Genomic DNA, 14,875 nt, shown 5'->3' on the forward strand with positions numbered 1-14,875 from the left:
ATTAATGAAACGGGCCGCAGAGCGGCCCGATTTTAACTATTTTTACAACGGCTAACCGTTTACAGCACAATGCCACCGATGATAAAGCCGAGGATCACGCAGAGCGTAATCGCCACCACGCCCGGGATCAGGAACGCGTGGTTAAACACGTACTTACCGATGCGGGTTGAGCCGGTGTCATCCATCTCAACCGCGGCCAGCAGGGTTGGGTAGGTTGGCAGCACGAACAGGGCGGAAACGGCCGCAAAAGAGGCAATCGCCGTCAGCGGCGTAACGCCCAGCATCAGTGCCGCAGGCATCAGCGCTTTGGTGGTCGCGGCCTGGGAATACAGCAGCGTCGCCGCGAAGAACAGCACCACCGCCAGCAGCCACGGATAGTTGTGCAGCAGGTCGCCTGCAACGGTCTGGATATCGCTGATGTGTGCTTTGACGAAGGTATCACCGAGCCACGCCACGCCCAGCACGCACACGCAGGCGCTCATACCGGATTTGAAGGTGCTGGCGTTCAGCACTTCGCTGGTGTCGATTTTACAGGTGATGCTAATCAGCGTCGCGATGGTCAGCATGAAGACCACAATGGCTTCGTTACGTGGCAGAACCGGGTTCTGGATCAGACCTACCGTATCGCTGATGGCGGTCGCGTAAAACATCACGGCGACGATACCGATCAGGAACAGCAGCACGGAGCGTTTCGCGTGCGGCTTCAGCTCGAAGACCTGGCTTCCGCGCAGGCTCACTTCGCCTTTTGCCAGGCGCTCCTGGTAAACCGGATCGTCTTTCAGCTCGGCGCCGAGGAAGTTACACAGCACGGCGGTGATCATCACCGCAATCAGCGTGACCGGAATACAGATCGCCAGCAGCGTCAGGTAGCTCACGCCCATCGGCTCAAGGATCCCCGCGAAAAAGACCACGGCGGCTGAGATTGGCGAGGCGGTGATCGCAATCTGGGACGCCACCACGGCAATAGAGAGAGGGCGAGACGGGCGAATGCCCTGCTCTTTGGCCACTTCGGTGATCACCGGCAGCGTGGAGAACGCGGTGTGGCCAGTGCCGGCGAGAATGGTCATAAACCACGTCACCAGCGGGGCAAGGAAGGTGATGTATTTAGGATGGCGACGCAGCATACGCTCCGCCAGGCTCACCAGGTAGTCCATACCGCCAGCGACCTGCATGGCCGCAATGGCAGCGATAACCGCCATGATGATTTCGATAACGTCAAAAGGGATTGCGCCGGGTTTAATCTGAAAGATCAGGGTAAGTACGAGCACCCCGAGACCGCCGGCAAAACCGATGCCGATACCCCCGAGTCGTGCGCCCAAATAAATCGCCAACAGGACGATGACGAGTTCTGCTCCAAACATAAAGACCTGCCTTGCTTATTAACAAGTTGATATTGAATTGTTGTGTTTTGGTAACGCCCATAAAGAAAAAAGGCACGTCACAAGTGACGTGCCTTTCGGAAGCTTAGCCTGAACGGTTACTGTTCGCTTTCATCGGTATATCGTTTCGCTTTATAGGCCGGATGCATCAGGTTCTGGGCGGAGAAGATATCGTCCAGCTCGGCTTCGGTCAACAATCCTCGCTCAAGAACGACCTCACGCACGCTCTTACCGGTTTCGGCACAAATCTTACCGACGATGTCGCCGTTGTGGTGGCCGATGAACGGGTTGAGGTAGGTGACGATGCCGATTGAGTTATACACGTAACCTTCACACACCTCTTTATTGGCGGTGATGCCGTTAATGCATTTTTCCAGCAGGTTGTAGCAGGCATTGGTCAGAATATGGATGGATTCAAACATCGCCTGGCCAATCACTGGCTCCATCACGTTCAGCTGGAGCTGACCGGCTTCGGAAGCCATGGTGACGGTCGTATCGTTACCAATAACCTTGAAGCAAACCTGGTTCACCACTTCCGGCACCACCGGGTTAACTTTAGCTGGCATGATGGACGAACCCGCCTGCAACTCTGGCAGGTTGATTTCATTCAGGCCAGCGCGTGGACCAGAGGAGAGCAGGCGCAGGTCGTTACAGATTTTGGACAGTTTCACCGCCAGACGCTTCAGCGCGCTGTGCACCATCACGTAGGCGCCGCAGTCGGAGGTAGCTTCAATCAGGTCTTCCGCAGGCACAACCGGCAGGTTGGACACTTCAGCCAGCTTCTGTACCGCCAGCTGCTGATAGCCATCCGGCGTATTCAGACGTGTACCGATGGCGGTTGCGCCCAGGTTCACTTCCAGCAGCAGCTCGGACGTGCGCAGCAGGTTTTTGGTCTCTTCGTTCAGCAGCACGTTAAACGCGTGGAATTCCTGTCCGAGGGTCATGGGGACCGCGTCCTGCAACTGGGTACGGCCCATTTTCAGGATGTCCTGGAACTCAACGGCTTTACGCTGGAAGCCATCGCCCAGCTGATTGATCGCGTCGACCAGTTTGACGACAGAAGCATACACCGCGATGCGGAATCCGGTTGGGTACGCGTCGTTGGTGGACTGACATTTGTTAACGTGGTCGTTCGGGTTCAGGTACTGGTATTCACCTTTCTGATGCCCCATCAGCTCCAGGCCGATGTTCGCCAGCACTTCGTTGGTGTTCATGTTGACGGAGGTGCCTGCGCCGCCCTGATAGACGTCAACCGGGAACTGATCCATGCATTTGCCGTTGTTCAGCACTTCATCGCATGCGGCGATAATCGCATTTGCAGCGCTTTTAGGAATGGTTTGCAGCTCTTTGTTCGCCAGAGCCGCGGCTTTTTTTACCATCACCATGCCACGCACAAATTCAGGGATGTCGCTGATTTTGCTGTTGCTGATGTAGAAGTTTTCAATCGCTCTCAGAGTGTGAACACCATAGTAGGCATCCGCTGGAACTTCCCTGGTACCCAACAAATCTTCTTCGATACGAATGTTGTTTAACATGTGAACCTTCTTTTCAAGCTGCCGATGGATTGTACTAAACACACAGTATATATGTGGTTTTGAATATTTTCTGACCGACGATTATTCCCTCAATCGGCCAGATGTTCGAGATCATATGCTGATGATAGCGAATTGCCGTAAGCTGGATCACTTATTATCGACCCGATTTCATGATAATTATTAATCTGTGAAATGGGTCACCGCTTTAATATTTCCAAAAAAAATATCCGTGCAAACCGATTGAATTTTGGCTAACCGTCACCATCTCTTATCTACGCGCTTCGCGAACACATTCAGACAGGGGCCAGAAGGCACCTGCCACACAGGAGATGCCAGTGCGCTGGATACCGTTTATTGCTTTCTTTCTTTATGTTTACATTGAAATTTCGATTTTCATCCAGGTTGCCCACGTGCTGGGCGTCCTGCTGACGCTGATTCTGGTGATCTTCACCTCCGTCATCGGCATGTCGCTGGTGCGCAATCAGGGTTTCAAAAATTTCCTGTTAATGCAGCAGAAGATGGCCGCAGGCGAAAGCCCGGCAGCCGAGATGATCAAAAGCGTGTCGCTGATTATTGCTGGCCTGCTGCTGATCCTGCCTGGGTTCTTCACCGACTTCCTCGGCCTGCTGTTGCTGTTGCCGCCAGTACAGAAGCACCTGACCATGAAGCTGCTGCCGCACCTGCGTTTCAGCCGTATGCCGGGCGGTGGTTTCAGCACCGGCCCGGGGGATACCTTTGAAGGGGAATACCAGCGTAAGGATGAGCAGCGCGACCGGTTAGATCATAAAGACGATCGGTGAGTTTGTGGCCCGGTGGCGCTTCGCTTACCGGGCCTGCGAATTTTGCCGCTTCGGTAAAAACACCCACAGCCCCGCCAGCATGATGATGGCGTACACGCTCTTCCACCCCACCATCGCCAGCAACAGCAGGCACAGCACACACCCGACCGCCGCCAGCGCCTTAAAGCGTCCTTTCAGCAGCCGACAGCCCGCCAGCATGCACAGCAGGTAGATCATGATGAAGATACCGTTGGCGTAGACAATCAGCGCGTCAAGGTTGATGTCGAGCAGATAAATGCCCAGGGAACTCACCACGCAGCAGCCCAGTACGGTATTCAGCGCATTCGCCGGAAGCTGACGTTTAGACAGGCGTGCGAGTCGGCTATCCGGTTTATAAAGTGCCTGAGACCATACCAGCCGGGCGAAGCTCTGGATATAGATATTGAGGCTGGCAAAGCAGGCGAGATAGCCAATCACGCAGGCCACCCACAGGGCTTTAACGCCGAACAGCTGCACCACGATGCCCGGCAGCGACGCGGCAGCGGCTTTCTCTTCGCCGAAGGCGTTAAAGTGCAGCACCAGTACCGTACAGGCCCAATACACGGTGCCCGCCAGCAGCAGGCCAATCATCAGCGCGCGGGGGAAGTCACGCTCGGGCTGTTTAAACTCGGATGCCAGGTGAGCAAGCCCGCGCTGGGGAAGTGCCGCCCGAGTATGGCAAACACAATCGCCACCGGGAACACCAGCACAATCAGTACCGGCCATGCCCACAGGCTGTTATTGCCGGCAACCAGCGCCGCCAGAGCGGGAACCGCAAATACTCCCGTGCCTAACAAGGACGTTGAGAGTAAGCCAATACCCTGCGCCAGCCCCAACTCCTGCCTGAGTCCACTCATTTGCCTCGTCCCGCCACCATCAAAAGAGAGTGGATGGTAACACTTTCGCAAATTTTTTTTCGGTTACCCCTTGAAGGGGTAAAAAGCTATCCCCATCTCTCAGGGCACTAGCCGGAAAACCGCATGCGGACCGGCGTCATCCATAACTGATAATGACTTTCTCAAAGGAGAGCTATCAATGAGTATTCGTCCGTTACATGATCGTGTGATCGTCAAACGTAAAGAAGTTGAAACCAAGTCTGCTGGCGGCATCGTTCTGACCGGTTCAGCAGCAGCAAAATCAACGCGTGGCGAAATCATCGCTGTCGGTAAGGGCCGCATCCTGGAAAACGGAACTGTGCAGCCACTGGACGTTAAAGTTGGTGACATCGTCATTTTCAACGATGGCTACGGCGTGAAATCCGAGAAGATCGACAATGAAGAAGTGTTGATCATGTCCGAGAGCGACATTCTGGCAATTGTTGAAGCGTAATTAACGCACGAAACTGTACGAATTTGAGGAAATAAGAACATGGCAGCTAAAGACGTAAAATTCGGTAACGACGCTCGTGTAAAAATGCTCCGCGGCGTAAACGTACTGGCAGACGCAGTGAAAGTCACTCTGGGCCCGAAAGGCCGTAACGTAGTGCTGGACAAATCCTTCGGCGCGCCAACCATCACCAAAGATGGTGTTTCTGTTGCACGTGAAATCGAGCTGGAAGACAAGTTCGAAAACATGGGTGCACAGATGGTGAAAGAAGTTGCCTCTAAAGCGAACGACGCTGCCGGTGACGGTACCACCACCGCGACCGTTCTGGCGCAGGCCATCATCACCGAAGGTCTGAAAGCCGTTGCTGCGGGTATGAACCCGATGGATCTGAAACGTGGTATCGACAAAGCTGTCGCCTCTGCTGTTGAAGAACTGAAAGCGCTGTCCGTACCGTGCTCTGACTCTAAAGCTATTGCTCAGGTTGGTACTATCTCCGCTAACTCCGACGAAACCGTAGGTAAACTGATCGCTGAAGCGATGGATAAAGTCGGTAAAGAAGGCGTGATCACCGTTGAAGACGGTACCGGTCTGGAAGACGAACTGGACGTGGTTGAAGGTATGCAGTTCGACCGCGGTTACCTGTCCCCATACTTCATCAACAAGCCAGAAACTGGCGCTGTTGAGCTGGAAAGCCCGTTCATCCTGCTGGCTGATAAGAAAATCTCCAACATCCGCGAAATGCTGCCAGTGCTGGAAGCCGTTGCGAAAGCAGGCAAGCCGCTGGTTATCATTGCTGAAGATGTTGAAGGCGAAGCGCTGGCGACCCTGGTGGTTAACACCATGCGCGGCATCGTGAAAGTGGCTGCGGTTAAAGCGCCTGGCTTCGGCGATCGTCGTAAGGCGATGCTCCAGGATATCGCTACCCTGACCGGTGGTACCGTGATCTCCGAAGAGATCGGTATGGAGCTGGAAAAAGCGACCCTGGAAGACCTGGGCCAGGCGAAACGCGTTGTGATCAACAAAGACACCACCACCATCATCGACGGTGTGGGTGAAGAAGCCGCTATTCAGGGCCGTGTTGGTCAGATCCGTAAGCAGATCGAAGAAGCAACTTCCGATTACGACCGTGAAAAACTCCAGGAGCGCGTAGCGAAACTGGCAGGCGGCGTTGCGGTAATCAAAGTTGGTGCTGCGACCGAAGTTGAAATGAAAGAGAAGAAAGCACGCGTTGACGACGCCCTGCACGCGACCCGTGCTGCGGTAGAAGAAGGCGTGGTTGCTGGTGGTGGTGTCGCGCTGGTGCGTGTAGCCGCTAAGCTGGCTGGCCTGACTGCTCAGAACGAAGACCAGAACGTGGGTATCAAAGTCGCGCTGCGCGCGATGGAAGCTCCGCTGCGTCAGATCGTGTCTAACGCCGGTGAAGAGCCGTCTGTGGTTGCGAACAACGTGAAAGCAGGGGAAGGTAACTACGGTTACAACGCGGCAACTGAAGAATACGGCAACATGATCGACTTCGGTATCCTGGATCCAACTAAAGTGACCCGTTCTGCTCTGCAATACGCGGCATCTGTAGCTGGCCTGATGATCACGACCGAGTGCATGGTGACCGACCTGCCTAAAGGCGATGCGCCTGACTTAGGTGCTGCTGGTGGTATGGGCGGCATGGGTGGAATGGGCGGCATGATGTAATCATGTTGTTCTGAACCTCTCAGAACGAACCCCGGGCAGCAATGCCCGGGGTTTTTTATTGCGCTACTCAAATGTTCCCTTCACGCATGCAACGCCTTCGCGCACCATCTGGCGGCCTTTCGCCCAGACCTCGCGGATCTTCAGGTCATCCGTCAGCACCAGCAAATCGGCATCGCATCCGGGCGCGAGCCGCCCCTTGTGCTCCAGGCCGAGAAACTCCGCCACGTTACGCGTAAACGGCAGAAGCGCCTCCTCCAGCGGCAGGTGATATTGACTGACCAGCTTTTGTAATGTTTCCGGCAGTGACTCGAATCCCGCCACGCCCATGCCCACCAGGTTGCCGTTAGCGTCAAAAATCGGCTGGCTGCCGTTACCGTCCGAACTGAGCGTAAGCCGGTTAAACGGCACCTGCGCTTCGCGGGCCGTCGCGATGGCGGTGGCGGCATCAATGGGCTCACTGATGCTGGTGGTGATGTCGATATAGCCCCCGTCGCGGGCATAATCCAGCGCGGCGAGGAACAGTGGCCGGGCGCGGTTGACGTGGGTTGGCAGCAGCTTCGTGCGGGGCACGTCGGCGTTATTCAGGATGTTAAGCAGCGGCTCGAGCAGTTTCGGGCTGTTGCCGAGATGAAACACGGATATCCCCGCCCTGGCGCCCAGCAGCCCACCGACGCGTGACTGGGCGGCCATATTTGCGAGCCGATCATCCGCTGGTGCGGAAGAGCGATGGTCGGAAATCGCGCATTTCACGCCGATGATTTTATCAATCAGCGCCACATCCTTTTCGACACTGCCGGTAATCGTCGGAGAAGGCAGCCCGTACGCGCCTGTCAGCATCCACGCGCTGATCCCTTCATGCTCAAGGGCCCGCGTTTTTGCCAGCAGCGACTCGGGATGGCGGGTCACGCCGTCGGTGCCCAGCAGGCCAACAACGGAGGTGATGCCCGCCGCCACCAGCGCGGACAACCGTACCTCCGGCGTCCGGGTGTGCGGACCAGCTTCACCGCCGCCGCCGATCAGGTGTACGTGCTGATCGATAAACCCCGGACAAACCACTGCTCCGGCAAGATCGCGTTCAGGACAGTCTGGCTTCGTTGTGGCGTGGCCCGTTTTTTCAATCGCGACGATTTTTCCCCCTGCGATCAGCAGATCGCAACGCCCCCGATCCTCCGGCGCGTAAAGATGCGCATTGCGGAAAAGATGCGGTTCCAGCACTGAAAAATCCATTTTTATCTCCTCAGAAGAGTAGCTGCATCACCCACATTGAGAGCAGGGCGTTAATGACGCAGACGGTAATGATGTGCGGATAATACTTCGGGTTAACGCCTGCGGTGCCCAGGCAGCGGCCGGTGTTTTGCACCGGATTGCCCATCAGATAGATGGCGGGCAGCAGGATGGTGGCATCGTGCCCGTTGAGCGTGCCGGCAGCCACCAGGCTGGCGCAGACCCCCACACCGCCGCCCATGCTCATCACCGAGGCCAGCAGGACGGTTGCCGCTGCCCCCGGAAGCCCCCACAACGACATGATCGGTTCACAGACGCTGCCGACGATATCCAGCAGGCCGGTGACCTTGAGCGCCTGAATGATAACAAACGCCATAACCACGTTCGGCAGCAGGCTGGTGGTGGCGATGGTAAAGCCGCGACGGGCGCCATCGATAAACAGGTCCATGATATTTTTACGCGGCTGGGCGATCATTTTTCCTCCTGAACGCGGCGAACTTCCCTGTGCGCGATCCACAGACGCAAAAAGTTCGCGCCAACAAATTTAAACACCAGAATGACGGCAAGCGGCGCGATCACCGGAACGGTAATGAAGGCAAAAAGTGCGGCACCGGACGAAAAATAGTTGGTAATGATGGCGCTACCGCTGGTCTGGAAGGTGGCGAAAATGGCGCGTTCACGGTCGGTAATCGCCCCTTCGTCGGTCAACTCTTTGGTCATTCCGGCGGCGGCATCGGTGTTTTGCAGGTTGGCGATAAGCGCCAGAGAGCAGATACCCGGCACGCCGAGCAGCGGGCGTAAAATGGGCGTCATGAGCTGTTGTGCGGCGCGCAGCCCGCCCAGCCCCTCGGTGACGGCAATGATCCCGAGCGACAGAATGACCGAGGGGGCCAGCTCAAGAGCAAACAAAAAACCGTCTTTCGCTCCCGTCCCACCCTCGCCGCGAAACGTCAGCGCGCCGTTCACCGGTCCAAAACTGCCGTTTAAGACGGTAAAATCCAGCACGCGCCACCATTCGGTACTTTTGGCGAAAAAGCCTGAGAAAAATACGATGGTGAGCACGAACGCCAGATAGCCCACCCAGGTCACTTTTTCCTCTCCTGAGGATGATGCACTCATGAAACCCCCTTTTTTGAAATGCGTACAAAAGTTGTACGTCGCATCACTAAAAACGATCGGGGGCTAAAACACGATATCCCAAAGGTTATTATCAGAATTCATTTAAGATGTCGGAGGAGTGCCAGCGGAATCTGGCTCGCAGAAATGCTCAGCATTTTTCTTTTGGTCATCTTTTTAGTATAAGGTTTACACGCGGACAACTACTGTCCAGCTTATTGAAAACGAGGAATAACATGCGCATTAAAGTCTGTGCAGGGATTGTAGGTGCAGCATTGCTGCTGGCGGGGTGTAGCACCAGCAATGAACTGACGGCAGCGGGCCAGAGCGTTCGCTTTGTGGAAGATAAGCCGGGCAGCGAATGCCAGCTGTTAGGCACCGCCACTGGTGAGCAGAGCAACTGGATGTCGGGGCAGCACGGCGAAGAGGGCGGCTCTATGCGCGGTGCTGCCAATGCCCTGCGTAATCAGGCGGCGGCTATGGGCGGCAACGTGATTTACGGGGTAAGCAGCCCGACGCAGGGTATGCTGTCCAGCTTTGTGCCAACCGCCAGCCAGATGAACGGCCAGGTCTATAAGTGCCCGAACTGATCTAAACCTTTGATGGCGCTGCCGCTTGATCTGTAGCCAGGTAAGCGTAGCGCCACCTGCCTTTTACTGCTGCCGCAGCTGCAAATCCAGCGGCGTCTTACTCGGCTCTCCGCCAATCTCGCGTGCCAGCTTCGGCACCATATAACCTGAAACCAGGGTTAACAGTTCGCGCATAATCTGGCGGGCCTCTTCATCCGTCACCATGAAGTGCGCCGCGCCCTGAACGCGATCAAGAACGTGCAGATAATAGGGCATGACGCCCGCATCAAATAAGGCATTGCTGAGATCGGCCAGCACCCGGGCGCTGTCGTTCACGCCGCGCAGTAATACGCTCTGGTTCAGCAGCGTCACGCCCGCTTTTCGCAGCCGCGCCATCGCCGCGCGAAAGTCCGCGTCAATTTCATTCGCGTGGTTGATATGGTTCACCAGCAGCACCTGCAAACGGGACTGCTCCAGGCGCGTGACCAGGGCGTCGGTGATACGCGCCGGGATGACGATCGGTAAACGGCTGTGAATGCGCAGACGCTTAATGTGCGGAATGGTCTCAAGCTGAGTCAGCAGCCAGTCCAGCTCATGATCTTTTGCCATCAGCGGGTCGCCGCCGGAGAAGATGATTTCATCCAGTTCCGGATGCGCCGCGATATAGTCCAGCGCCACCTGCCAGTTGCGCTTATTACCCTGATTCTCAGCGTAGGGGAAGTGACGGCGGAAGCAGTAGCGGCAATTTACCGCACAGCCGCCCTTAACCAGCAGCAGCGCACGGTTGCGGTATTTATGCAGCAAACCCGGTACCACACTGTTCTGCTCTTCCAGCGGATCGGTGCTGTATCCCGGCGCAGTGATAAACTCATCCTGAGAGGTCAGCGTTTGTTTTAGCAATGGATCGTCAGGGTTGCCTTTTTCCATTCGGGCGACAAACGCGCGGGGAACGCGCAGGGCGAAAAGTCGCTTTGCCTCACGGCCAGCAAGCAACTCCGGGTGCTGATCGAGGTCTAAAAGACGCAGCAATTCATCAGGACTGGTGATTACATCGGCAAGTTGCGATAACCAATCTTCTCTGGACGGGGTGTTTAGGGTTACAATATGCGCCATTTTGTGGCTTAGCTACCAGTTAACAAATTTAGAGGGCCTTATGGCAACGTACTATAGCAACGATTTTCGTGCTGGTCTTAAAATCATGATGGACGGCGAACCGTACGCGGTTGAAGCCAGCGAATTCGTTAAACCAGGTAAAGGCCAGGCATTTGCGCGCGTTAAGCTGCGTCGCCTGCTGACCGGTACCCGTGTTGAGAAAACCTTCAAATCTACTGACTCCGCTGAAGGCGCTGATGTTGTCGATATGAACCTGACTTACCTGTACAACGACGGTGAGTTCTGGCACTTCATGAACAACGAAACCTTCGAGCAGCTGTCTGCTGACGCGAAAGCCATTGGCGATAACGCTAAGTGGCTGCTGGATCAGGCTGAGTGCATCGTGACCCTGTGGAACGGTCAGCCTATCGCCGTTACCCCGCCGAACTTCGTTGAGCTGGAAATCGTTGAAACCGATCCAGGTCTGAAAGGTGATACCGCAGGTACCGGCGGCAAGCCAGCTACCCTGTCTACCGGCGCAGTGGTGAAAGTACCGCTATTCGTACAGATCGGTGAAGTGATCAAAGTGGATACCCGCTCCGGCGAATACGTATCCCGCGTGAAGTAATTTACGTCGTGATGTAAGGCGCAGCGCCCGCTGCGCCTGATTTTGCAGGCAGGGAAGATGAAACGTACCGTTAAAATTCTGCTTCTGTTCGCGCTCTCCAGCGCAATGCTTTCCGGTTGCAACACCGCGCGTGGCGTGGGTGAAGATATCCAGGATCTCGGCCATATCATTTCCCATGCGGCCAGCTAATTCCGTCTAATTTTCCTAAAAATTCTTCCTTTTCCGTCAAACGACAAGATCTTGTCTATTCTTAAGTTGCTATACACAAAATAACTTTGGCTATAAAAGGAAGATATTATGGTTAAGAAAACAATTGCAGCGATCTTTTCTGTTCTGGTGCTTTCTTCGGTACTGACTGCATGTAACACCACCCGTGGCGTAGGGGAAGATATCTCCGACGGTGGTAACGCTATTTCTGGCGCAGCAACTAAAGCTCAGAACTAATGACAACGACGGTACGGCAGTGAATTCACCGTACCGTCAATTCTCCACTTCCTGTAGCGATAAAAACGGGGAGTAGCGCGTATCCATATGAAGCTTCATGCGGATATTGCGTTTGTATGTGTACACCGTTTTGCCGTTAATGCGCAGATGACTGGCAATCTTCTGGTTGCTTGCGCCCTCCATCCACAATGTCAGAACTCTCTCTTCCTGACGCGTCAGTAACGGTGCTGCCATTTCCGGAAGCTCCGGGGTTGCGCATGACGTTAGCGCGTCGTTAATCACCGCTGCCAGTCCTTCCAGATCGGTATTTTTAGAGAGTGAAGACCATATCGGGTATTGCGCCAGATAATCCGTCATCGCCTGTTCCTGCCCAGATTGCAGCAAAATAAAAGGCAGCGTTTCGCTGGCAATCAGCAGGGAGGACAGTTGCTGAAAATGGTGTAAATCTTGCCGGAAGCCAGATAAATCAGCGATGACCAGTGCAGGTTTCCATTGCAGAATATGCTCTCTGGCGAGGAAAAGGTTATTCACCCCGGTTACGACGAAATGACCTGACAGCAGGTCTGAATGATTGGCCCATGCTTCAAATCCCGCGCGGGTGAAGTGACAGCGGTCAATCAAAAGAATTTTGAACATACAATATTCGCAGTCGGCTAGTGGTTTGGCTTCCTGCCATCAGAAAGCATAACATCATAGAGAAGTCGGATGAGTTATAAATGCCTGAACTGCGCGCCTTACTGAGGCTATTTCTTGCCTTAACGCGTTCAGCAAAAAAAGTTTGAAAAAAAATACCGCGCTAACCAAAATATAAGGTGCAACTTCTGCCTTGCGGGACGACCCGTAAGCGCGTCACTCATCGGGGACGGCCCCAACTTGTCTCTAAGTTAAGGAGCCTGAAATGTCCTGGATCGTTCTTGTTATCGCCGGTTTGCTCGAAGTGGTATGGGCAATTGGTCTGAAATACACCCACGGTTTTACCCGCCTGACGCCCAGCGTCATTACCATCGCCGCGATGATTGTCAGTATCGTTATGCTGTCATGGTCAATGCGGACCTTGCCAGTGGGAACGGCTTACGCTGTCTGGACGGGAATTGGCGCGGTAGGGGCTGCCATTACCGGCATTCTGCTGCTGGGGGAATCTGCGAGCCTGGCGCGCATCGCCAGCCTCGCATTAATCGTCGCGGGCATCATTGGGTTAAAACTGAGTACGCACTAATGCGGCTGTTTTACCCAGATTAATTTCGTCACGTCAAACCCTTGCCGGGTCGCAACGCCCAGCATCTGCTGCTTCATTTCCGCCGTGATTGTTGGTGTGCGGGAGAGTATCCAAAGATAGTTGCGATCCGGCCCACAAACCAGCGCGTGGCGGTACTCTCTGTCCAGCGCAATAACGTTATATCCGCCGTAGAATGGACCGAAGAAAGAGATTTTCATCGCCGCACGGTTAGGCGCGCCGGTGAAATAGGCCTGACCCACCGTCTGCTGCCACATCTGCCGGTCCGGATTATAGCCGCGGTTGACGACCTGGATCCCGCCGTCATCCATCGCGCTGTAGGTGGCCGTAACTTTTTCTAAGCCCCGTTCGAATTTATGGTCCATACGGGCGATTTCATACCATGTGCCGAGGAAGCGCTGTGCGTCAAAATTACTGACTACCGTGACGCCAGGCGGAGGAGTTGGGGAACTGCAAGCAACCACTAAAAACGCGGCTGTTACTGCGGCAATAACAGGCAGAATGCGCATAGGAGTTTCCTTACCGTTTTTTTGTTAAGTGTAGATGACAGCAGGAAAAATGCGGAAGATTGTGCAGCGGGTTTTGCCGGGTAAGGCGAAGCCGCCACCCGGCAATGTTTTACTATAGCGCGTCGAGGATATGGTACGCCGCCTCAACGCGTGCCGGGTTCGGATAGCTTTTATTCGCGAGCATCACGATGCCGATCTGCTTTTCAGGAATAAAGGCCACGTAGCTGCCGAACCCGCCCGTCGAGCCGGTTTTGTGCACCCAGGAGGCTTTTACAGGCGGAGCCGGAGGATTTATTTCGACCGCAGGCAAGGCGGCCAGCGCCACCTTACTGTCGCTGCCATCAACCACCGTTTTTGCTTCCACGGGCCAGTTGAGCATCTCCCAGCCCAGGCCCTGGTACATTGAACCGATACGCCAGTAGCGCGACTGCGCCAGCGCGATGCCCTGCTTAAGTGAGGCATCAGCAACGTTCTCTGGCGCCATGTTTGCCATGACCCAGTTCGCCATATCCTGCACGTTGGTTTTCACGCCATAGGCTTGTGCATCCAGCATCCCCGGCGAAACGTGTACCGCTTTGCCGTCACGATAGCCCCAGGCGTAATGCGCCTCTTCCGCTTTCGGCACGTTAATCCAGGTGTGATGCAGCGCCAGCGGTTTGAAGACTCGCTCGGTCATCGCCTGCTCGTAGCGCATGCCGGAAGGCTTGACCGCCAGCGCACCAAACAGGCCGATGCTGGCGTTGGCATAAAGGCGCGTTGTGCCTGGCTTCCACTGTGGCTGCCAGTGTTGATAGAAGCGCAGCAGGGAGGCGTCATCCGTCACCTCATCGGGCACCTGTAGCGGCAGGCCACCGGCGGTGTAGGACGCGAGATCCAGCATTCGAATCCCTTGCCACTGCTTGCCCGTCAGTTCAGGCCAGTATTTGGTCACCGGATCGTCCAGCGAAATTTCACCGCGAGCAAGGGCATCCCCACCTAAAACGCCGGTGAAGGTTTTACTTATAGAGCCCAGCTCGAACAGGGTCTGAGGGGTAACCGGTTTGTTGGCTGCGATATCGGCCTTGCCAAACGTGTAATAGTGCGGTTTACCCTGATAAATAACGGCCACCGCCATACCGGGAATAGACTGGGCTTTCATCAGCGGCGTAACCGTCTTCGCGACCACCTCGGCCAGCTGTTGTTCGGACACTGGCGCGGCGAGGGCAGAGCAAGAGATGCCGAGCAGCACGGCGCAGCAAAGGGTTTTTTTCATCATCAGTAATCTTCCGTAATAGCGAGTCAAGGGGATGTCCGGGCCCGTCAGACAGGCGTA

The 14,875-nt window shown here is 55.2% G+C and carries 17 protein-coding genes and 1 pseudogene; 8 read left to right on the forward strand and 10 right to left on the reverse strand.

Translation table 11 applies throughout. From position 1 onward, the window contains the following. Positions 1 to 59: 59 nt before the first annotated feature. Complete coding sequence (locus tag DBR02_RS12475) at positions 60 to 1,361, reverse strand: anaerobic C4-dicarboxylate transporter (RefSeq protein WP_003855921.1); 1,302 nt, start codon at positions 1,359 to 1,361, stop codon at positions 60 to 62. Positions 1,362 to 1,477: 116 nt separating this feature from the next. Continuing rightward, positions 1,478 to 2,914, reverse strand: a complete 1,437-nt coding sequence (gene aspA / locus DBR02_RS12480; RefSeq protein WP_003855923.1) for an aspartate ammonia-lyase — start codon at positions 2,912 to 2,914, stop codon at positions 1,478 to 1,480. 335 nt (positions 2,915 to 3,249) lie between these two features. On the opposite strand from aspA, the gene DBR02_RS12485 reads away from it, so the two are divergent. Then, on the forward strand, positions 3,250 to 3,714 hold the full coding sequence (locus DBR02_RS12485; protein WP_003855925.1) for an FxsA family protein: 465 nt from the start codon (positions 3,250 to 3,252) through the stop codon (positions 3,712 to 3,714). Positions 3,715 to 3,738: 24 nt separating this feature from the next. Here the strand turns inward: DBR02_RS12485 and yjeH are convergent. After that, positions 3,739 to 4,589, reverse strand: a pseudogene (gene yjeH, locus DBR02_RS12490) (L-methionine/branched-chain amino acid transporter). Between the two features lie 178 nt (positions 4,590 to 4,767). On the opposite strand from yjeH, the gene DBR02_RS12495 reads away from it, so the two are divergent. Next, entirely contained in the window at positions 4,768 to 5,061 is a 294-nt protein-coding gene (locus DBR02_RS12495; RefSeq protein ID WP_003855929.1) for a co-chaperone GroES, read from the forward strand. A gap of 39 nt (positions 5,062 to 5,100) precedes the next feature. After that, positions 5,101 to 6,747, forward strand: a complete 1,647-nt coding sequence (gene groL / locus DBR02_RS12500) for a chaperonin GroEL (RefSeq protein WP_015572446.1) — start codon at positions 5,101 to 5,103, stop codon at positions 6,745 to 6,747. A gap of 63 nt (positions 6,748 to 6,810) precedes the next feature. Here the strand turns inward: groL and iadA are convergent, their stop codons facing one another. Genes iadA through DBR02_RS12515 form a run of 3 tightly spaced genes read right to left on the reverse strand, consistent with a single transcriptional unit; the run spans position 6,811 to position 9,090 of the window. Next, a complete protein-coding gene (gene iadA / locus DBR02_RS12505) occupies positions 6,811 to 7,974 on the reverse strand; it encodes a beta-aspartyl-peptidase (protein WP_107534495.1) in 1,164 nt (387 codons plus the stop codon). A 10-nt stretch (positions 7,975 to 7,984) separates the two neighbouring features. Next, complete coding sequence (locus tag DBR02_RS12510; RefSeq protein ID WP_107534496.1) at positions 7,985 to 8,446, reverse strand: YjiG family protein; 462 nt, start codon at positions 8,444 to 8,446, stop codon at positions 7,985 to 7,987. Further along, positions 8,443 to 9,090 carry a nucleoside recognition domain-containing protein gene (locus tag DBR02_RS12515; RefSeq protein WP_063867107.1) on the reverse strand — a complete coding sequence of 216 codons (648 nt, stop codon included), beginning with the start codon at positions 9,088 to 9,090 and terminating at the stop codon, positions 8,443 to 8,445. Before DBR02_RS12515 ends, DBR02_RS12510 begins: the two co-directional genes overlap by 4 nt. Before the next feature lie 233 nt (positions 9,091 to 9,323). Here DBR02_RS12515 and DBR02_RS12520 point away from each other — a divergent pair, with 233 nt between their 5' ends. Beyond that, positions 9,324 to 9,677, forward strand: coding sequence for a DUF4156 domain-containing protein (locus DBR02_RS12520; RefSeq protein WP_003855938.1), 354 nt, complete (start codon positions 9,324 to 9,326; stop codon positions 9,675 to 9,677). Positions 9,678 to 9,740: 63 nt separating this feature from the next. On the opposite strand, the gene epmB is transcribed toward DBR02_RS12520, so the two are convergent. Continuing rightward, the gene (gene epmB / locus DBR02_RS12525; protein WP_063450954.1) at positions 9,741 to 10,769 is read right to left on the reverse strand and encodes an EF-P beta-lysylation protein EpmB; all 1,029 of its coding nucleotides are present in this window, start codon (positions 10,767 to 10,769) and stop codon (positions 9,741 to 9,743) included. A 40-nt stretch (positions 10,770 to 10,809) separates the two neighbouring features. On the opposite strand from epmB, the gene efp reads away from it, so the two are divergent. The 3 genes from efp to ecnB all read left to right on the forward strand — a co-directional run bounded on the left by efp (position 10,810) and on the right by ecnB (position 11,820). Beyond that, positions 10,810 to 11,376, forward strand: coding sequence for an elongation factor P (gene efp, locus DBR02_RS12530; RefSeq protein WP_003855940.1), 567 nt, complete (start codon positions 10,810 to 10,812; stop codon positions 11,374 to 11,376). A gap of 57 nt (positions 11,377 to 11,433) precedes the next feature. Next, a complete protein-coding gene (locus tag DBR02_RS12535) occupies positions 11,434 to 11,565 on the forward strand; it encodes an entericidin A/B family lipoprotein (protein ID WP_063450953.1) in 132 nt (43 codons plus the stop codon). 108 nt (positions 11,566 to 11,673) lie between these two features. After that, positions 11,674 to 11,820, forward strand: coding sequence for a lipoprotein toxin entericidin B (ecnB, locus tag DBR02_RS12540; protein WP_003855942.1), 147 nt, complete (start codon positions 11,674 to 11,676; stop codon positions 11,818 to 11,820). Between the two features lie 36 nt (positions 11,821 to 11,856). On the opposite strand, the gene DBR02_RS12545 is transcribed toward ecnB, so the two are convergent. Then, positions 11,857 to 12,456: a helix-turn-helix transcriptional regulator gene (locus DBR02_RS12545; RefSeq protein WP_107534497.1), complete on the reverse strand. Its 600-nt coding sequence runs from the start codon at positions 12,454 to 12,456 to the stop codon at positions 11,857 to 11,859. A 262-nt stretch (positions 12,457 to 12,718) separates the two neighbouring features. Between DBR02_RS12545 and sugE the strand changes: the two genes are divergently transcribed. Beyond that, the gene (gene sugE / locus DBR02_RS12550) at positions 12,719 to 13,036 is read left to right on the forward strand and encodes a quaternary ammonium compound efflux SMR transporter SugE (RefSeq protein WP_063450951.1); all 318 of its coding nucleotides are present in this window, start codon (positions 12,719 to 12,721) and stop codon (positions 13,034 to 13,036) included. On the opposite strand, the gene DBR02_RS12555 is transcribed toward sugE, so the two are convergent. Next, complete coding sequence (locus DBR02_RS12555) at positions 13,033 to 13,563, reverse strand: lipocalin family protein (RefSeq protein WP_107534498.1); 531 nt, start codon at positions 13,561 to 13,563, stop codon at positions 13,033 to 13,035. The genes sugE and DBR02_RS12555 overlap by 4 nt on opposite strands. A gap of 112 nt (positions 13,564 to 13,675) precedes the next feature. Then, on the reverse strand, positions 13,676 to 14,818 hold the full coding sequence (gene blaACT / locus DBR02_RS12560; RefSeq protein ID WP_107534499.1) for an ACT family cephalosporin-hydrolyzing class C beta-lactamase: 1,143 nt from the start codon (positions 14,816 to 14,818) through the stop codon (positions 13,676 to 13,678). Positions 14,819 to 14,875 lie beyond the last annotated feature (57 nt).

The organism is Enterobacter cloacae complex sp. (assembly GCF_900322725.1).
GTDB lineage: Bacteria > Pseudomonadota > Gammaproteobacteria > Enterobacterales > Enterobacteriaceae > Enterobacter > Enterobacter quasihormaechei.